Source organism: Wenyingzhuangia sp. (genome assembly GCF_039768515.1).
Classification (GTDB): Bacteria; Bacteroidota; Bacteroidia; order Flavobacteriales; family Flavobacteriaceae; genus Wenyingzhuangia.
In genome coordinates, this window is sequence record NZ_JBDNAI010000092.1 from 1 (window position 1) to 19172 (window position 19172).

Here is a 19172-nt window from a genome sequence, read left to right on the forward strand (position 1 = left end):
AGATTCTTTAAGTGTTGGTGGAGCAGAAATGATGGCTGTAAACATTGCTAACGGTTTGTCTGAAAGAAAAATAAATTCTCATTTATGTGTAACAAGAAGTGAAGGGCTGCTAAAAGAAAAAGTTAATACTGCTGTAGGTTATCTGTATTTAAATAAAAATAATATTTTTGATCTTCAAGCTGTTTTAAAATTAAGGGGCTATATAAAAAAGCATAGTATTGAAATTGTTCACGCTCATTCTTCTTCATTTTTCACAGCTATTGTATTAAAATTGTTTTTCACTAAAGTGAAAATCGTATGGCATGATCATTATGGTAAATCTGAAAAAATAAAGAGTCGAAATTCGTTGGCCATACAAGGAAGTTCTGTATTGTTCAATTATGTTGTTTCAGTAAATACAACTTTGCTTACCTGGGCAAAAGACAAACTACTTTGTCGAAAAGTAGAGTTTCTACCCAATTTTGGTGTATTGTCTACATCACCCAATAAGACCATTTTAAATGGTGAGAAAGGAAAAAGAATTGTTTGTGTTGCCGCCTTTAGACCTCAAAAGGATCATGTTAATTTGTTAGAGGCTTTTGCGTTGATTAGGAATCAACATCCTTCATGGACATTACATTTAGTAGGGGATAAGAGTGATGACTTTTATTCAGGTTCTATTGAGACTGTTATTCATAATAAAAATCTAAAAGATTTTGTTTATTTTTATCATAACTGCTTAGATATAAAAAACATATTAAATCAGGCAGATATTGCGGTTTTGTCCTCAAATTCAGAAGGTCTACCTGTTGCATTGTTAGAATACGGTTTGGCAGCTTTACCGGTGGTAGTAACCGATGTTGGTGCCTGTAGCAAAGTGGTTGGTGATCATGGTTTTGTGGTTTCTAAAGAAAGTGCTTTAGCCATGGGGTCAGCTATTTTAACATACATTGAAGATGAATATTTGAGGGCAGAAAAAGCGAGAAAATTTCATCATCATGTCATCAAAAATTATTCAGTGAATGCTTATTTATCACGTTTAATAAACATATATCATTCATGTTAAAAAATAGACTTCTCCTAGTTGTTTTGCATTTGTTATGTGGTTTTTTTCTAACCCTATCATTCATACCAAAATTGGTAGCCATACTAGTTATGTTTTATGCGATTGTGGATATTACAAAAAGTAAAAATGATAATCATCAGGCTTTCTTATGGGCTTCTTATTTTGTGAGTGCTGAAGTATTGTTAAGAATGACTGGTGGTACAATCTCTTGGGAGATGGTAAAGTACGTTACAATTATTTTTCTTTCTATTGGTATTTTGGTAGAAAGGCAGTCCCGTGAATTCCCTGTCTTGTTTTGGTTGTATATTCTATTGTTGTTACTCGGTATATCATTTTCTGAAATTCCAGCTGGAGAATCCTTGAGAAAAGCAATAGTTTTTAATTTAAGTGGACCCATTACTTTAGGGGTTTCTGCCATGTATTTCTATCGAAGAGTTGTTGATTATCATAGATTTAAAGAAATATTGTTTTTCTCTCTATTACCAATTTTATCGATGCTTACTTTGTTGTATTTTAGAGCACCTAGTCTAAAAGAACTTACTTTTGGATCTTCTGCTAATTTTGTTGCCTCTGGTGGATTTGGTCCCAATCAAGTTTCAACCGCATTGGGTTTCGGATTGTTTTTGTTTGCAACCCTATTACTGTTGAGAGGTAAAATAACAGGTTTTATTTATATTGATATTTTTCTTTTGTTCTATTTGACCTATAGAGGCTTGCTTACTTTCTCGAGAGGTGGAATGTTAACCGGTTTTCTGGCTTTTGTGTTATTTTCAATATTCTATTTGATTGGTAAGCATAAATTGGTTTCCTTGTTTAAGTATCTAGGGATTATGTCCTTGTTTTTTTTAACCATTTGGCTATATAGTTCAAACGTAACCGGTGGTAGACTGTCAAATAGATATTTGGGCAAGGACTACATGGGAGTTCAAAATAAAGACATCACAACGGGTAGATTGGCTATTATGAGAGATCAGCTTAACGCTTTTTTAGAGCACCCATTTTTTGGACTTGGAGTGGGCTCAGGGAAGTATTCAAGATTAGATGAGTATGACCAGACGATAACCATTGTTTCTCATAATGAAATTACTAGACTTCTTGAGGAACATGGTCTTATCGGTCTGTTTTCATTGTTATTGCTTTTCTATGCCGTAATGGATAATTTTCGTCAACAGGATATCCGCTATAAAGGATTTGTGCTTGGTTTTGCTACCTTATGGTTTTTGACCATAAGCCATTCAGCAATGCGCATCGCTTTTCCAGGATTTGTTTATGGGTTGAGTTTGATACGTTTTTATGATAGCGAGGATAAAGAAGATGATCATTTAATACCATTAGCAGAATGAAAATCTTATACATAGGAAATGATTTGTCAAAAGACACACAATATCATAATGCTTTTAGAACTTTGAAACAGAATTTGACTAAAGAAGGATTTGAAGTGATCGGTGTTTCTTCTAAAAAGAATAAGGTTTTAAGGTTTATGGATATGGTCTTCTCTGTTTTTGTGAATGCTAGAAAAGTATCATATGTAATCATAGATGTTTTTAGTACTTCAGCATTTTATTTTGCTTTGATTACTTCTCAATTGTCTCGGATGTTTGGTGTCAAATACATTCCTGTATTGCATGGAGGTAATTTACCGTTACGTATTCATAAAAACCCATGGTTAAGTGATTGCATTTTTAAAAATTCACATATCAATATAGCACCATCAGGCTATTTGAACTCTTTTTTTAAAGCAAAACATTACAAAAGTGTATTGATTACAAATTCTATAGATCTTGTAGATTACAAATTTAAACAGAGAAGTCACCTTCAACCCAAGTTGCTTTATGTTAGAGCTTTTGCAAAAATTTACAATCCTATTATGGCTATTGAGGTATTGCATAAACTTATTGATAACTATCCAAAAGCAACATTATGTATGGTTGGTCCAGACAGAGATGGTAGTTTACAAGAGGTAAAACAAAGAATAGAAAAGTTACAACTATCCAATCATGTTACGATTACTGGTGTTTTACCCAGAAAAGATTGGCACAAGTTAGCTGAAGAATATGATGTTTTTATAAATACTACCCATGTTGACAATACCCCTGTGAGTTTGATAGAGGTAATGGCTTTGGGTTTGCCCATAGTGTCTACAAATGTTGGTGGAATACCTTTTCTAATTAAGCATCTAGATGATGGTGTTTTGGTTAAGCCAAATGATTGTGAGGAAATGAAAAATGAAATTGTTTCCTTATTGACGGATAAGTATAAAGTAGAAACCATAACCAAATCTGCACGGATGAAAGTAGAAAATAGGGATTGGAAAATAATAAAAAACCAATGGATTAAAATTCTAAAATAGATGATCTATAAATTGATTTTTAAGCTCGGTCAACACCTAAGAAACCCATCTATGGAGGAGTGTTCTTTATTTCTTAAGAAAAGTGAATCATGGTCTTTAGAAGCATTAGAAGACTATCAATTAAAAAAATTAAAAGAAATTTTAAGATTCGCTTATGCTTATTCACCTTTCTACAGAAACTATTTTGAAGTCCAAAACTTCTCTATATCTCAAATAAAGAAGATTGATGATATTCGCAAAGTGCCCATAGTTACCAAAAGATTGTTGTTGGATAATACTCTTGAAATACAGGCAACTTACAAGTTTAAGAAGTTATTCAAAGCATCAACTTCCGGAAGTACAGGGGAGGGGTTAGAGTTTAGCAGAAATGAAGAAGCGGATTCATTTAATAGAGCTGCAATTTTTAGAGGGTATTCCTGGTATCGTGTCTATCCCTGGGACAGGAATGCTTACTTGTGGGGGTTTAACTTTTCATTGCTAGAAAAAGGAAAGACGAAATGCTTAGATTTTTTACAGAACAGATTTAGAATTTTTAGCTATGAAGAGAAATCCTTTGCTCATTTTGTTCAAAAATTGCGGTCTGCAAAATATTTTCATGGGTATTCTTCAATGCTATTTCAAACAGCGAAATTAATAAATGAAAGAGGTTTAGTGCTACCAAAATCATTAAAAATGATTAAAGGAACTTCTGAAAAAATATTTGATTCCTATCAAGAGGAGGTTAAAAAGGCATTTGGATTAAAAATAATAAGTGAGTACGGTGCAACAGAGTCAGGCATCATTGCGTTTGAGTGTCCTGAAGGTAATATGCATTTAAATATGGAAGGCGTAATCGTAGAAGAAGTTGATAACGAGATAATCGTTACCAATCTGCAGATGAAGTCTTTTCCAGTGATTAGGTATGCATTAGGGGATTATATTCAGTTGGCCCCAAGGGATGAGGTATGTTCCTGTGGAAGAAAGCACAGGATTTTGAAAGAAGTCATAGGCAGAATAGGTCAAAATGTTTATGGAATTGAAGGGGTTTATCCTAGTTTATATTTTTATTATATTTTTAAAAATATAGCTAAAAATAGTGATTTGTTGCTCAATTATCAGGTTGTTCAAGTAAGGAAAGGGGAATTAGAGTTTAGAATTGAGCAGTCCATTAATGAAGAAGAAATAAGAATACTTCGTAAAGAAATAGAAAAATACTTTGAGAAAAATATAAGGTATAAGGTTTTGGTTGGGGTGAATTTAATTGCAACCAAACATAAATTTAAAAGTTTTTTATCAAATATGGACTCATGAAAAAAAAGCCTTTAGTTTCTATTGTTACGCCATGTTACAATTCCTCAGATTTTATTGCAGACACAATAATATGTGTTCAGAAACAAAGTTATGAGTGTTGGGAGATGCTCATAACGGATGATGGTTCTTCAGATTCTACTGTTGAAATCATCGAAGAATTTATGGCTAAAGATCAACGAATTAAGTTGTTTAAAATTCCAAATTCTGGAGCTGCAGTGGCTAGAAATAATTCCATAGAAGCCTCTCAAGGTACCTATGTAGCATTTTTGGATAGTGATGATTTGTGGCACCCGAAAAAATTGGAAAAACAGATCTCTTTCATGATCGATAATCATTATGCTTTCACCTTTACTGCTTATCAGCAGATGAACCAAAAAGGAATTTTGTTGCGTAATAAGATAGCTGCAGATGAAAGACTAACTTATAGAGAGCTGTTGTTCTCCAATAAAATAGGCTGTCTCACTGCAGTTTATAATCAAGAGGAACTTGGCAAAATATATATGCCTTTGATTCGAAAGAGACAAGATTATGGATTTTGGTTGAGTATTTTAAAAAAAATAGACTTTGCTTACGGATTAGATGAAGTTTTAGCAATGTATAGGATTCGAAATTTTTCAGTATCTTCAAAAAAGATTGAAATGCTAAAATGGAATTGGAAACTTTTTAGAGAAATAGAAAACAAAAATAGGATTACTACCTTGTTTTTGCTGTTGTCTAACGTTTTTTTTAAACTTAAAAATAACCAATTACCACAAAATAAATGAATAGATGTTTTTAAAGCCGAAAATTTTTATATCAGAAAGAATTTTTTTGTTAAGAATTATAGACTTGATGTTTTTATATCTTGGGTTGGTATTTTGCAATCATTTCTTAGGTTTTACATATATCGATCTTTTTCAAAGTTTTATAAATAAAGATATTCTGACGTTGTTTGTATATTATTTTATTACTGCCCAAGTTTTTCAAATGTATGATTTGGTCGATGCTTCAAGTAGGTTTAAAACAGTTAAAAATTTATTTGTAGTAACTCTTACAACTTGCTTGACTTATCTGTATACACCCATATTAACTCCTATGTTGCCAAAGAATAGAATTGAAATATTACTGTTCTTTCTTTGTGTTTTTTTTTCAGTTTTTATTTGGAGAAACATTTATATTTTCACCATTGCCAAAAAACGTTTTTATAAAAATGCTTTATTAATTTGTGGAGATGATCAAATATTAGAAAGCCTATTTGATAACATATACTTTCATTCCCGTGACAATTATATAACGGGGTATGTGAAGGAGATGAAAACAGAAGGTTTTGAAGGTTTTATAGATGTTCAAAATACAGATTTAAATCAAGTAATAAAGCAGAATAAAATAAAGGATTTGATTGTTTCTTTAAAAGGGTTTTCATACCATAATGCCGAGCAATTAAATAAAAAGTTAATCCAATATTATGCAGAGGGAATTACCATACATAGTTACGAAGATTACATAGAAAAAATAACTTTTTGTGTTCCAGAAAAACATTTGAGTGATAGTTTTTACAAATATTTCAGTTTTAGTGAAAACCATCAAAACAGATTGTATTTATTTTCTATGCGATTGTTCGATATATTGGCCAGTATTTTGGGTTTGCTGTTCATGATTACTATAATTCCCTTTGTTTTAATAGGTAATATTGTAGGGAGCAGAGGTCGTCTATTTTATATTCAAGATAGGGTAGGAGTTGAAGGAAGATGCTTTTCTATTGTAAAATTTAGATCAATGGTCACTACTGCTGAGGTCCATGGTGAGCAGTGGGCTAGTATGGATGATAAAAGAATTACTCCTTTTGGGAAGTTTTTAAGAAAGACTCGCTTTGATGAAATCCCACAGTTTTGGAACGTTTTAAAAGGTGAAATGAGTTTAATTGGTCCAAGACCAGAACGTCCTGGGTTTGTAAAAGAACTAGAAGAAAAAATACCTCTGTATGCAATAAGACATTCAATAAAGCCAGGTTTAACAGGTTGGGCTCAAGTAATGTATCCATATGCTGAGTCTTTCGACCAACAAAATAAAAAACTCAGGTATGATCTGTATTATATTAAAAAACGAGGATGGTTTATTGATTTTAAAATATTAATAAAAACCATAAATACAGTTTTATACTTTAAAGGGCAATAATTTTTTTAGATATAAAGGAATAAGGCAAATGGCTAGTAAATAAAAACTAGTGTCAAATTCTTGAACACCGATCACAGCGATGATTACAAAAACACCAAGGCAACCCAATCCAAAGTAACAGATGTGTTTTTTCCATCGATTACTAACAAAAGGATATGAAAGTAATATTGGATTGGCCCACAATAGATTCATGTTTGTTTTGGTTGTTGTGTGAAAAGTTAAAAACCACAATGCAACAATAATAAGTCCTACAACTCCAAATAGAATTGAAATTATATCAAACCAAGGATTGTTTTTTTTGCTAATAAATCCAAAATAAAGGGAGGCAATAACAAGTATAATGGAAACAAACATAGGACTCAAGGCAAAGTTAGTTTTGGGCTTCTCTAATTGTCGATACGGTAAAATATATTTCTCTTTTGTTATCAAATTTTTTTGATGTGTTGAACCTTTTTTTACACCAGCAGCTAAGTAGTCAGGTAAAAACATGTACTCTTTTAACTTTGCTTGTTCATCTATTACGGCACCAAGTGCCAAGTCTATACCAAATTTAGACCAAGAGTTTTTTGGCAAGTAGGAATGAATCAAGTTACGATGCGTAAGTCCTTTAGGAAAATTGGAATAATCAAAGTCTATTTTTCCAATACTTTTTTCTAAAACTTCATGCATCTTGGTTGCACAATTATCGTAGAAAAAATCATATTTGTAATTTTTATTTTCCTCTAAAACATTCCATTCCAAAAAATCATACACTTTTTGGTTTTCTTCATTTGTGAGATTTAAAACTTGAGCTTTTATCCATCTATTTTCATTATGGTACTGATATGGAAAGTATTTAAATGCATACCCACTTACCTGATATAACAATTGACCTCTACAAAATTTAAGGTAAAAGTTAGGAGTGTTAAAGTCAAAAGTTCCATAGTTGTAAACTTTGTCTAAATTATTTTTTTCATCTTTAACCCTGAAGGCACTATGTCCAAATAAGGAGTACAATTCGTTCTGACCGGGACCGCAAGTTAAGATACTAATTGTGGCTTTGTTTGAAAGATCAATTTTTGCTTGCCCACATAAGGGAAAAGAAAGAAACAAAAACAGTGTTGATAATAATTTCATTATCGGTATTCTTTTAATTCTATTTTTACAGAAAATATATTGGAGTAGTTTATTCCAGAATTGGCTCCTACATTGGTTAACGCGTAGTCTATACAAACACTTTTGTATTTAAATCCAATTCCAATATTTGGATCAAATGTAGTTGAACTTGATGCATCAAAGTTGATTTCTTTTTGGATATTACCCAAACCTATTCTAAAAAACGAAAAGTTTTTATATCCTAGTTCTATCCCAAGGTTTGGAGTAAAACTTAAAAGTTCGCTTGATATGATGTCATTAGTTTTTGTAAATCTTCCAATCAAATCAATAGCTGCTAGTAAAGAGTATTTTGGGTTTAAGGTTTTAAAATATGAAAATCCTAACTGAAACTTTGGAAGAGTGATTTCATATTTTTCTGGCTTTTCTTCATTCAAGCCTTGTTCATTTGTTTGTGTACTTGAAATTTCGTCAAAAATAGATTCGTCAATAGACCAAGCTGTAAAACTTGTAGTAACATCTCGTAAGACCATTCCAATTTTAATGTTTTTGTATTTGTATTGTGCTCCAATATCAAACCCAAATCCATTTCCAACAGCAAAATCTCCAATGTTTCTCCTGATGATTTTTCCATTAACCCCAATCTTAATATTTTGCTTTGGAAAGTTTTTTGATAAACTGAATATAGCTGCAATATCGTTACTAGAAAAGGAGCTAATATTATTGTAGTTTATGTTTCCTTCATTGTTAATCAATCTAGTAGTGTTCAATATATTGTCAACACCTAGGCGAATGAATGAAATACCGAATGCTACTTGATTTTTTTCAATAGGTAGTGCAAGGGCAATGTAATCGTAAGAACCTATATCTGAGAAGAGAGAGTTGTGCATTGCTGTCAATTCAATATCTTGGACAGATAGGTTTCCTGAGGGATTCCAATAACCAGCCTCAACACCATCAATAAAGGAGGAAACCGAACCTGCCATAGCCAAAGCTCTAGCGCCAACTCCAATGTTCAAAAACTCATTTGAATAACTACGAGCGATTTGTGCGTGTAGTCCATTGCAAGTGGTTAGTAATAAAAATAACAATAATTTCTTCAAAAGAATTTTCGTTTGTTTCACTAAGGTACAAATATATTATTTCAATTTTATTTAGTTGTAAAATTTAAATTAACTTATAATGATCATCAATAAAACTATGGTTAAATTTGTAACCATCATACAAAACCCTTTCATATGAAATTAATGAAGTTTTTACCCAACTTGTTGACTCTTTTTAATTTGCTTTCAGGAAGTATCGCTGTTGTTTGTGCGGTTAATAATCAAATACAGTTTACTGTTTTTTTTGTTGTACTAGGTGTTTTCTTTGATTTTTTTGATGGTTTTGTAGCTAGAATATTAAACGTACAGAGTGAACTAGGAAAACAGTTAGATTCACTAGCTGATATGGTGACTAGTGGATTGGTGCCCGGAATTGTCATGACTCAAATGTTATTAAGGGCTAGTGGTTCAAAGCCGTTAATTTTTGTTGATACAATTCCGTATTTTGCATTATTGGGTTTCTGTATTACGCTAGCTTCTTGTTATAGATTAGCAAATTTTAACATAGATATTCATCAAACAGAAAATTTTATTGGGTTGCCAACTCCGGCCAATACTTTATTGATCTTGTCTATAGCATTGATGAAAGTATCAAAAGGGTATGCGTATGTTAATTTTTTATTTGACTATAAATACTCGTTGGTATTGTTAACTTTTTTAAGTTGTTATCTGCTCAACGCAAACATAAAATTATTTGGATTAAAATTTAAGAACTTTGTTTTTGTAGGGAATGAGCTAAAGTATGTTTTTATACTTGTATCAATACTGTTTATCTTGGTTCTAAAATTAGCAGCTTTGCCTGCTATTATAGTCCTATATGTAGTGTTATCAATGATAAAAAATATATTGGATAGTAAAGTACAGGGATAGGTTTATCCTTTGGAATACTTATTTTCTTTAAGTACAAAACTTTCACCCAGATAAACACGTCGTACCATTTCATCTTCAGCTAGTTCTTTGGGGGTACCACTTTTTAAAATCCCACCTTGGTACATTAAATATGTCTTGTCGGTAATTGCTAAAGTAGCTTGTACGTCGTGATCCGTAATTAATATCCCAATATTCTTGTTTTTTAGGGTGGCAACAATAGATTGAATGTCCTCGACTGCTATGGGATCTACTCCCGCAAAGGGCTCATCTAGCAAGATAAATTTTGGATCTGAAGCTAAACATCTGGCGATTTCTGTTCTACGTCTTTCCCCCCCTGAAAGTAAATCCCCTCTGTTTTTTCTTACATGTCCTAAACTGAATTCTTCGATCAGTTCTTCAAGCTTTTGTTTTTGTTGCTGTTTTGTTTTGTCTGTAAATTCTAAAACAGACATGATGTTTTCTTCAACAGATAATTTTCTAAAGATAGATGCTTCTTGCGCTAGATATCCGATTCCATTTTGTGCTCGTTTGTACATTGCATAATCAGTGATTTCGGTCTCATCCAAATATATTTTTCCCTCATTGGGTTTTACCATCCCTACAATCATATAGAAAGATGTAGTTTTTCCTGCACCGTTAGGCCCTAATAGTCCGATAATTTCTCCCTGTTCTACTTGCAGAGAAATTCCCTTAACTACTTTTCTACTTCCATAGATTTTTTGAATGTTTTCTGCTTTTAAAATCATACTTTATTTTGTTTTTTAACCAAAAACCTAGAAACAATAATACTTACCTCGTACAATATTAAAACAGGAATAGCTACAATCACTTGGCTGGCGATGTCAGGAGGGGTTATAATTGCGGAGACAATCAAAACAAGAACCAATGCATGTTTTCTATATTTTTTCAAAAAATCAGGAGTAATCAAACCAAATTTAGTTAAAAAATAAACCACTAGTGGTAGTTCAAAAACAAGAGATATTCCTAGTAGAGTATTCGTAATTAGTGTGATATAACTGTCAAATTGAAAGTTGTTTACAATGGTTTCTGTAATCTGATAATTGTAAAAGAAATAAACAGACATGGGCACGATTACAAAGAAGCTAAAGGTCAGTCCTAAGATTAACAATAGGGTTGAAATGATTATGAATCCTCTACTTTTTTTTTGTTCACTACTCGTCAAACCAGGGGTGATGAATTTCATCATTTCAAAAATTACGTATGGAAAAGAAATGATAAAGCCTAAGATAAAACTTGACCACATTGCATTCATCAATTGGTTCGTTGGTGATAAACTTTGAAGTTTTGCATTAAATGTTAGGTTGCAAAAATCACTATCCATTCCTAATTGAGTGAAAACTTCGCAAAACCATTTGTAGGTAAGAAAGTTTGGGTTTAAATGCGCGAGTAGAAATTCGTTATAAACTGTTTTTTGAAAAACAAACAATATTACAGCTACAATCAAAATGCATATTGTTGACCGAACCAAATGCCACCTTAACTCTTCGAGATGGTCTAAAAAAGACATTTCTTTCTCCATATCTTAAAATACTCCTTCTTTCATTAAATCATGCAGATGAATAATTCCTTTATAGCTATCTTTTTTGTCAATTGCAATCAATTGAGAAATATTATGATCCTCCATTATTTGTAAAGCCTCAATGGCCATTGCATCGTACTGAATTACTTTTGGCTTAGTTGACATAATATCTTTGGCGGTCAAACTTAAAAAATCATCACTGTTATTGAGCATTCGTCTGATGTCTCCATCTGTGATGAAGCCCACCAATTCTTTTTGGTCTAAAACAACGGTTGCTCCTAATCTTTTGTCTGAAATTTCAAGTAAAGTATCTTTGATGTTCGTATTTGTATATACTTTTGGAGCGTTGTTTTTTTCCACCAAATCACTTACACGTAAATACAATCGTTTCCCTAAAGCACCACCAGGGTGATATTTTGCAAAATCATGATTGCTGAATTTTTTTAATTCTAATAGAGTGACTGATAGAGCATCTCCCATTACCAACTGTGCTGTTGTGCTCGTTGTAGGTGCTAAATTATTTGGGCACGCTTCTTTTTCTACATAAGTGTTCAGGGTATAATCAGCCTGTAAACCCAAAAAGGATTCTATGTTTCCAGTAATGGCAATGATTGGATTGTTGTTTTTTTTAATGAAGGGAATCAACACTTTTATTTCTGGAGTATTTCCACTCTTGGAAATACAAATGACAACATCATCTTTTTGAATAACCCCTAAATCTCCATGAATAGCATCTGCGGCATGCATAAAAATAGCTGGCGTTCCCGTAGAATTTAGTGTGGCAACAATTTTTGTGGCAATGGTAGCACTTTTCCCAATTCCTGTAATAATTACTCTTCCCTTAGTGTTTAGAATGCACGTTACTGCTTTTTCAAAATTTGAGTCAATCAATTTAGATAAATGTGCAATGGCTTTACTTTCTAAGTCAATTGTTTTTTTTGCAATTGTTAGTATATTGTTGGTCAAGGCTGTAATTTTTACTGAAAAAGTTATATCTTTATTAACTACAAATGTATTTAAAATTAGTATAACATTAATATGAATCAAGAGAAATTTGATTTGTACAGCCCGCTAAAAAAATATTTTGGTTTCAATAAATTTAAGGGTTTACAAGAAAGTGTAGTAAGAAGTATTGCTGAAGGAAATGACACTTTTGTGATTATGCCAACAGGAGGAGGTAAGTCTCTTTGCTATCAACTTCCAGCGTTGATGAAAGAAGGTACTGCGATCGTGGTTTCTCCATTAATTGCGTTGATGAAAAATCAAGTTGATGCGATTAGGGGAATTTCTGAAAATATTGGTGTTGCGCACGTACTCAATTCGTTGTTAAACAAAACCGAGGTTGCCAAAGTGAAGTCAGATATCGAAAATGGGATAACCAAACTTTTGTATGTTGCACCAGAGTCATTAACCAAAGAAGAATATGTTGATTTTTTGAAGACTCAGAATATCTCTTTTTTTGCAATAGATGAAGCACATTGTATTTCTGAATGGGGTCACGATTTTAGACCTGAATACAGAAATTTAAGAAAGATAATTGAGCGAATAGGTAATGTTCCTATCATTGGTTTGACTGCCACAGCAACCCCTAAAGTTCAAGAGGATATTATCAAAACTTTGGGAATGACCGATGCCAATACTTTTCAAGCCTCTTTTAATCGCCCTAATTTATTTTATGAGGTGAAACCCAAAACCAAAGATGTTGTTACGGACATCATACGTTTTATCAAACAAAGACCAGGAAAGTCTGGAGTCATTTATTGTTTGACAAGAAAAAAAGTGGAGGAAATTGCTCAGACCTTGCAGATTAATGGTGTATCCTCTTTGCCCTACCATGCAGGTTTGGATGCTAAGACAAGGTCAAAACATCAGGACATGTTTTTGATGGAAGAAGTCGATGTCATTGTTGCCACTATTGCCTTTGGAATGGGAATTGATAAGCCCGATGTCCGTTTTGTCATCCATCACGATATACCGAAAAGTTTAGAAAGTTATTACCAAGAAACGGGTAGAGCAGGTCGTGATGATGGTGAGGGTTATTGTTTGGCTTTTTATGCGTATAAAGATATTGAAAAGCTTGAGAAATTTATGGCTAACAAACCTGTTTCTGAGCAAGAAGTTGGTCATGCATTGTTACAAGAAGTTGTTGGTTATGCAGAAACTTCTATAAGTAGGAGACAATATTTGTTACATTATTTTGGAGAACAGTATGATCCAGTTAATGGCTTAGGAGCTATGATGGATGACAATACAAAAAATCCAAAGCACAAAACAGAAGCCTCAGAGGGTGTTGTTAAAATCCTAACTGCAGTAACAGGTTCAAAGGAGAAATATAAATCCAAAGATTTGGTTTCTACGATATTAGGAAAGTCAAATGCCATGCTAAATTCTCATAAGACAGAAGAAAAAGATTTTTTTGGTATTGGTAAAGATAAAAGTAAGGAGTACTGGACGGCACTTATACGTCAAGTATTGGTTGCTAGGTATTTAAGAAAGGAAATAGAACAGTATGGCGTCATAAAAATAACGAAGAAAGGAATAGATTTCTTGGAAAATCCCAAATCCTTTATGATGACAGAGGATCATGTCTATCTTGATGAGGATGATAAATCCATCATTATTGCTAATGCAAAGAACAAGGCAAGCAAGATCATTGATGCCCAATTGATGAGTTTGTTGAAAGCTTTACGCAAAGATATGGGGAAGAAGAAAGGTATTCCTCCGTATGCTATTTTTCAAGATCCTTCATTAGAAGACATGACACTCAAATATCCAACTTCTATTGAGGAGTTGTCTAATATTTATGGAGTAGGTGACGGTAAAGCAAGAAAGTTTGGAAAAGAATTTATTGGTTTGATCAATAAATATGTAACGGAAAATAATATCGATAAACTAGATGATTTTGTAGTGAAAACGACTGGAGAAAATTCAGGTTTAAAATTATTTATCATACAGAACACAGACAGGAAGCTGCCCATAGAGGATATCGCAAAATCCAAAGGGTTAGAGATGAATGAATTGATTAAAGAAATTGAGTCAATTGTTTTTTCAGGGACCAAATTAAATATTAATTATTATATCGATGATATATTAGATGATGACCAGCAAGAAGAAATTCATGACTATTTCATGGAGGCACTAACGGATGATATTGATGCAGCATTAGAAGAATTTGATGGAGACTATGATGAAGAAGAACTTAGATTGATGCGTATTAAATTTATTAGTGAAGTGGCTAATTAATCTTGTTCTCAGTACGAAGAATTCTATGGATAAAGCTCATTTGTAAAAGTCAAATGAGCTTTTTTTACTTTCCTAATCTATCATTTGATAGGATATATAACTGGAACGAGGTCATCACACTTTAAAAAAAACGTTTATGTTCAAGGCTATTTTATATTTTTTTATCTTCGTCATCGAAATAAAATAAAGTTTTTGGATTTACATGAAAGTTTCAGTTGTTATTGTTAATTATAATGTTCGCTATTTTTTGCAACTCTGTTTGGATAGTGTTACAAAGGCTTTAAAGAATGTTGATGGAGAAATTATAGTCGTAGACAATGTGTCAAAGGATTCCAGTTGTCAGATGGTTAAAGATTTGTTTCCTGAGGTTATTCTGATTGAAAATACAGAAAATGTAGGTTTTTCTAAAGCAAACAATCAAGGTGTTGCTTTGGCGACAGGTGAGTATGTTTTAATATTGAATCCTGATACTGTTGTAGGAGAAGATCTTTTTGTAGAGATGCTAGTATTTGCAGATGAGCAGAGTAATTTAGGCGCTCTTGGGGTTAGATTGGTTGATGGTACAGGAAGTTTTTTACCCGAAAGTAAAAGAGGTTTGCCAAGACCTAAAACATCATTCAAAAGAATAATAGGCTTAGAGAGTGGAGGTTATTATTCTAACTACTTAACCAAAGATGGTGTTGGTAAAGTTGAAGTTCTAGTAGGTGCTTTTATGCTATTGAAGAAAGAAAGATATCTTGAAGTAGGAGGATTTGATGAAGATTACTTTATGTATGGTGAAGATATTGATTTAAGTTATCAACTTACAAAATATGGCTACACCAACTATTATTATGGTAAATCTACCGTGATACATTACAAGGGTGAGAGTACGAGGAAGGATATTAAATATTTGAAACATTTTCATGGTGCCATGAATATTTTCTACAAGAAAAACTTTAAAAATACGGGTCTAGATTATTTGTTTATGAAGGCTGGAATAAAATTTTTGTTTCTGATTAAATATTTAAAACTCAGTAACATTCCAATTGTCATTAAAAACACAACAAAGATTTTGTTTATTGGTAAGACAGACATATCAATCAATTTACAGCTCAAAAAAGATATCATCAAAGTCCAACCCCAAGAGTTAATCAAATTAGAAGAATATATCAGGGAATATGAGATTGAAGAAATATGGTTTGAGGAAGGTGTTTTGTCTTATCAAGAAATTATCAATCAAATAGGAACTCACAAATTTGCTGAAGTATTGTTCAAAATTCTGCCCAACAATGCAAACTTTTTGATTGGTAGCAATACTGCTGATGGGAGAGGAGAAGTCATTTTTTTAAATTAGATGTATCATATAAAGAGACATTGGTAAGAGGATACTAAGGTTTGTCCCATTTGTTTTTTGACCTCAGTTTTTTGTAAAGTTTGGCCATCAGCATCAAACTTAAAGAAAACAGTAAAATTCCGATGACTCCCCAGACCCAGCCAATCGCATTTTTTAATACAACTAAAAACACCACAGAAAATAAAATTACCGTTGGTACCTCGTTCCATAATCTTAGTTGCATGGTGCTGTATTTACAGATGTTATTTTGTAATTGATTGTACATTTTTTGACAGATAAATTGATACAGATACAAAACCAATACAAAGGAAAGTTTTACCCACATCCATGGTTCTTGCAAATAATGAGGTGATAGATATAACAGATATCCAGCAAAACCACTAGCAAGAATAGCCGATGGCCAAGTGATGATATACCACAATCGCTTTTCCATTAATTTATACTGTTGTTGTAGAATGAATCTAGCAGTTTCCTCTTTTTTTTCTGCTTCTTTGTGATAGATAAAGAGTCTTACGATATAAAACAGTCCTGCAAACCAAGTAACAACAAAAATGATGTGTAAAGATTTTATGTATAAATAGTCCATTTTTTAGTTGTTAAGCCAGTTTTTTAACCATTCACTAACGACATGTACCCAATCATCTCTGTCGTTCAGACAAGGGATTGTAGTGAATTTTTCTCCAGTATTTTCTTCAAATTCTTCTTTAGCTTCCATACCAATTTCCTCAATTGTTTCCAAGCAGTCAGCAACGAAAGCAGGAGTAACGACAGCTATTTTTTTGATTCCATTTTGTGCTCTATCATTGATAGTGATATCGGTATAGGGTTGTAGCCAGGGATCTCTTCCGAGTCTTGATTGGAAAGATGTACTGAAAAAACCTGGTTTTAAGTTGAGTTTTTTGACGACTCCCTGAGTTGTTGCATAGCATTGATGTCTATAGCAAAATTGGTGAGCCTCGGAGGCTGTGTTACAACATTCCCCATTCAAAGAGCAATGATTTCCTGTGACATCAGAATTTCTTATGTGCCTTTCCGGAACACCATGGTATGAAAATAACAAGTGATCATAGTCCTCTTTATCTAGAGTTTCTTGAATGCTTTTAGACAAGACATCAATATATTCTTGTTTGTCATAAAAAGGAGGTAAGGCTTCTAGTTTGATGTCAGGAAACTTTTTTCGGATAATTTTTTTGGCCAACACCTCAATCGTTTCTGTAGTGGCCATTGCATATTGAGGGTACAGAGGGACCAACATGATTTCTGTAACCCCTTTTTTTGCAAGATCTGTAATCCCTGTTTCTATGGAAGGAACACCATATCGCATTGCCAAGGCAACAGGAGCATCAATTTGAGTTTTTATTTTTTCAGTAAATTTTTTAGAAATGACAATTAACGGTGAGCCCTCATCTGTCCATACCTTACTATAGGCCTCTGCGGATTTCTTAGGTCTTGTATTTAAGATGATTCCTTTTACCAATAAGCATCTTGCTACAAAAGGCACATCAATTACGCGGTCATCCATTAAAAATTCATCCAAATAATTTCTTACATCCTTAACTGATGTACTGTTTGGTGATCCTAAGTTTACTAGTAAAATTCCTTTCATTATTAATGACTTTGTTTTGTTATTTGTTTTGTGATTTCATACAAGCCTACACTGAGACTATTGATTACATTCATGGAAGCGTTTTTTCCAAACATTGGTATGTGTATGCTTTGGTCACAACAATCCAATGCTTTTGGGTCAATTCCAAACCTTTCAGAACCTATCAATAAAGCTATTTTTTGATGTTTTGTGAAATTGTAGTCTTGTATGTTTTTGCTTCGATTGGTGATTTCTAAACTCAAAATACTGTAACCTTCTTTTTTTAGAATTGAGATCAATGAGAGGATGTCATCATAATAAGCAATGTCTATATTTTTATTTGTATTTCTTGCTGTTCTTTTGACAATTCTGTTTTCAGTATTTGGAGAGTTGTTGTTTAGGTAAAACTTTTTCACTCCAAAGGCTTCAGAGATCCGTATACCCATTCCAACATTTTGAGGTGTTCTTAATTCTTCGCCAATAACGATTAACGGAAAATTTAGAATATTGTTTTTCTTGTTATGGAAGTTTAGTTGTTCCATCAAGTATTTGTTTGTTTGGTAAATTGTTTTGGAGTAACGCCAAATTTACGTTTGAATGCGGCAATAAAATGACTAGAATTACTGTATCCTACCTTGATGCCAATTTCGTTAACGTTCAATTGATTCTCAATCAAAAGCTTTTTTGAAAATTCTAGTTTGTAGTTAAGTAAAAAAGAAAAAACAGGAGAACCATAGACTTCTTTAAATCCTTGTTTTAGTTTTTTAATGTTTAGCCCAACATTTTTAGAAAGTTCTTCTAACGAGGGAGGGTTTGCCATATTTTCAATAATGATGTCTTTTACTTTTTTTAATTGGCTCAGGGTGTCTTCGTTCGCCATGAATGGACAATATTCACTATCGCTTCCCTCATTATTGCTGAAATAAAGGCTAAACAATTCAAAAAATTTAGCTTTTAAAAACAGATTTCCTAGTGGAGACGTATCATTTTTGTTGATGATTTGATGCAATACAACTTGTTGGGATGGTGTGGTTGTTTTCGTTTCAATTATTGGTTTTCCAATGGCAAAATTATTGAAGTTGGACAAGTAATTGTTATCATCACTAAAAAGGGAATGAAAATAATGCACAGAAATTAGCATGACAATAATTTGAGTTTCTTCATCCATCTCAAATAATATATTCATTTTGTCGTCTTTAAAATAGACCATACTAGATTCGTTTTTTTGTAACGATACTGCACAGTGTTCCATGTTAAAGGCAACCTTGCTTGTTTTTTTTAGATTAAAAAACAATTGAATATAATTTCGTTCTGTTTCTAGTCTATAGTGTTGTTTTTCAGAGGTATAGTTGTTGATGTCAATTAGCGTATATAGCTTGTTTTCGTCCACAAGTATTTGAGAACTTTTGCCGATGTTTTTATATTTATCAGGATCAAAAGGTTTCATTTTTTTAAAGCTATTTTTATTTTTTTACTCAATTATTTTGATTCTATACACATCAAAATTAGTCATAATAAATGACCTAATACTCTGTAATATTAATTTTTTTTATTCCTGAACCAT

At 32.5% G+C, this 19172-nt stretch carries 18 protein-coding genes; 9 read left to right on the forward strand and 9 right to left on the reverse strand.

What is annotated here, in order from left to right; all coding sequences use genetic code 11:
- The 6 genes from ABF281_RS06265 to ABF281_RS06290 all read left to right on the forward strand — a co-directional run.
- Window positions 1-1045 (forward strand): glycosyltransferase (locus ABF281_RS06265; protein ID WP_347180829.1); only part of this gene is annotated, 1045 nt, incomplete at its 5' end.
- Window positions 1039-2388 carry an O-antigen ligase family protein gene (locus tag ABF281_RS06270; RefSeq protein ID WP_347180830.1) on the forward strand — a complete coding sequence of 450 codons (1350 nt, stop codon included), beginning with the start codon at window positions 1039-1041 and terminating at the stop codon, window positions 2386-2388. The genes ABF281_RS06265 and ABF281_RS06270, both read left to right, overlap by 7 nt.
- Window positions 2385-3395 (forward strand): glycosyltransferase family 4 protein, encoded by a 1011-nt coding sequence (locus ABF281_RS06275; protein WP_347180831.1) that lies wholly within the window; start codon window positions 2385-2387, stop codon window positions 3393-3395. The genes ABF281_RS06270 and ABF281_RS06275 overlap by 4 nt, the downstream gene beginning before the upstream one ends.
- Window positions 3396-4685 (forward strand): phenylacetate--CoA ligase family protein, encoded by a 1290-nt coding sequence (locus tag ABF281_RS06280; RefSeq protein WP_347180832.1) that lies wholly within the window; start codon window positions 3396-3398, stop codon window positions 4683-4685. It begins immediately after the preceding gene.
- Entirely contained in the window at window positions 4682-5449 is a 768-nt protein-coding gene (locus ABF281_RS06285; protein WP_347180833.1) for a glycosyltransferase family 2 protein, read from the forward strand. Before ABF281_RS06280 ends, ABF281_RS06285 begins: the two co-directional genes overlap by 4 nt.
- A 67-nt stretch (window positions 5450-5516) precedes the next feature.
- On the forward strand, window positions 5517-6839 hold the full coding sequence (locus ABF281_RS06290; protein ID WP_347180858.1) for an exopolysaccharide biosynthesis polyprenyl glycosylphosphotransferase: 1323 nt from the start codon (window positions 5517-5519) through the stop codon (window positions 6837-6839).
- Here the strand turns inward: ABF281_RS06290 and ABF281_RS06295 are convergent.
- Window positions 6819-7955 (reverse strand): DUF4105 domain-containing protein, encoded by a 1137-nt coding sequence (locus ABF281_RS06295; protein WP_347180834.1) that lies wholly within the window; start codon window positions 7953-7955, stop codon window positions 6819-6821. The two genes, ABF281_RS06290 and ABF281_RS06295, sit on opposite strands and share 21 nt — an antisense overlap.
- Window positions 7955-9034 (reverse strand): hypothetical protein, encoded by a 1080-nt coding sequence (locus ABF281_RS06300; protein WP_347180835.1) that lies wholly within the window; start codon window positions 9032-9034, stop codon window positions 7955-7957. Before ABF281_RS06300 ends, ABF281_RS06295 begins: the two co-directional genes overlap by 1 nt.
- 135 nt (window positions 9035-9169) lie before the next feature.
- Here ABF281_RS06300 and ABF281_RS06305 point away from each other — a divergent pair, with 135 nt between their 5' ends.
- Window positions 9170-9904, forward strand: coding sequence for a CDP-alcohol phosphatidyltransferase family protein (locus tag ABF281_RS06305; protein ID WP_347180836.1), 735 nt, complete (start codon window positions 9170-9172; stop codon window positions 9902-9904).
- 2 nt (window positions 9905-9906) lie between these two features.
- On the opposite strand, the gene lptB is transcribed toward ABF281_RS06305, so the two are convergent.
- The 3 genes from lptB to ABF281_RS06320 are packed head-to-tail and all read right to left on the reverse strand — an operon-like array spanning window position 9907 to window position 12410.
- Window positions 9907-10650 carry an LPS export ABC transporter ATP-binding protein gene (gene lptB, locus ABF281_RS06310; protein ID WP_347180837.1) on the reverse strand — a complete coding sequence of 248 codons (744 nt, stop codon included), beginning with the start codon at window positions 10648-10650 and terminating at the stop codon, window positions 9907-9909.
- On the reverse strand, window positions 10647-11444 hold the full coding sequence (gene tatC / locus ABF281_RS06315; RefSeq protein ID WP_347180838.1) for a twin-arginine translocase subunit TatC: 798 nt from the start codon (window positions 11442-11444) through the stop codon (window positions 10647-10649). Before tatC ends, lptB begins: the two co-directional genes overlap by 4 nt.
- A 3-nt stretch (window positions 11445-11447) precedes the next feature.
- On the reverse strand, window positions 11448-12410 hold the full coding sequence (locus tag ABF281_RS06320; RefSeq protein WP_347180839.1) for a KpsF/GutQ family sugar-phosphate isomerase: 963 nt from the start codon (window positions 12408-12410) through the stop codon (window positions 11448-11450).
- A 72-nt stretch (window positions 12411-12482) separates the two neighbouring features.
- Here ABF281_RS06320 and ABF281_RS06325 point away from each other — a divergent pair, with 72 nt between their 5' ends.
- Together ABF281_RS06325 and ABF281_RS06330 are read left to right on the forward strand one after the other, a co-directional pair.
- Window positions 12483-14687 carry an ATP-dependent DNA helicase RecQ gene (locus tag ABF281_RS06325; RefSeq protein WP_347180840.1) on the forward strand — a complete coding sequence of 735 codons (2205 nt, stop codon included), beginning with the start codon at window positions 12483-12485 and terminating at the stop codon, window positions 14685-14687.
- 202 nt (window positions 14688-14889) lie between these two features.
- Complete coding sequence (locus tag ABF281_RS06330; protein WP_347180841.1) at window positions 14890-16023, forward strand: glycosyltransferase family 2 protein; 1134 nt, start codon at window positions 14890-14892, stop codon at window positions 16021-16023.
- Window positions 16024-16057: 34 nt separating this feature from the next.
- On the opposite strand, the gene ABF281_RS06335 is transcribed toward ABF281_RS06330, so the two are convergent.
- The 4 genes from ABF281_RS06335 to ABF281_RS06350 are packed head-to-tail and all read right to left on the reverse strand — an operon-like array spanning window position 16058 to window position 19055.
- Window positions 16058-16609: a CopD family protein gene (locus ABF281_RS06335; RefSeq protein ID WP_347180842.1), complete on the reverse strand. Its 552-nt coding sequence runs from the start codon at window positions 16607-16609 to the stop codon at window positions 16058-16060.
- Window positions 16610-16612: 3 nt separating this feature from the next.
- The gene (gene hemH, locus ABF281_RS06340) at window positions 16613-17629 is read right to left on the reverse strand and encodes a ferrochelatase (protein WP_347180843.1); all 1017 of its coding nucleotides are present in this window, start codon (window positions 17627-17629) and stop codon (window positions 16613-16615) included.
- A 2-nt stretch (window positions 17630-17631) separates the two neighbouring features.
- Window positions 17632-18150: a TrmH family RNA methyltransferase gene (locus ABF281_RS06345; RefSeq protein WP_347180844.1), complete on the reverse strand. Its 519-nt coding sequence runs from the start codon at window positions 18148-18150 to the stop codon at window positions 17632-17634.
- On the reverse strand, window positions 18150-19055 hold the full coding sequence (locus ABF281_RS06350; RefSeq protein WP_347180845.1) for an AraC family transcriptional regulator: 906 nt from the start codon (window positions 19053-19055) through the stop codon (window positions 18150-18152). The genes ABF281_RS06345 and ABF281_RS06350 overlap by 1 nt, the downstream gene beginning before the upstream one ends.
- Window positions 19056-19172 lie beyond the last annotated feature (117 nt).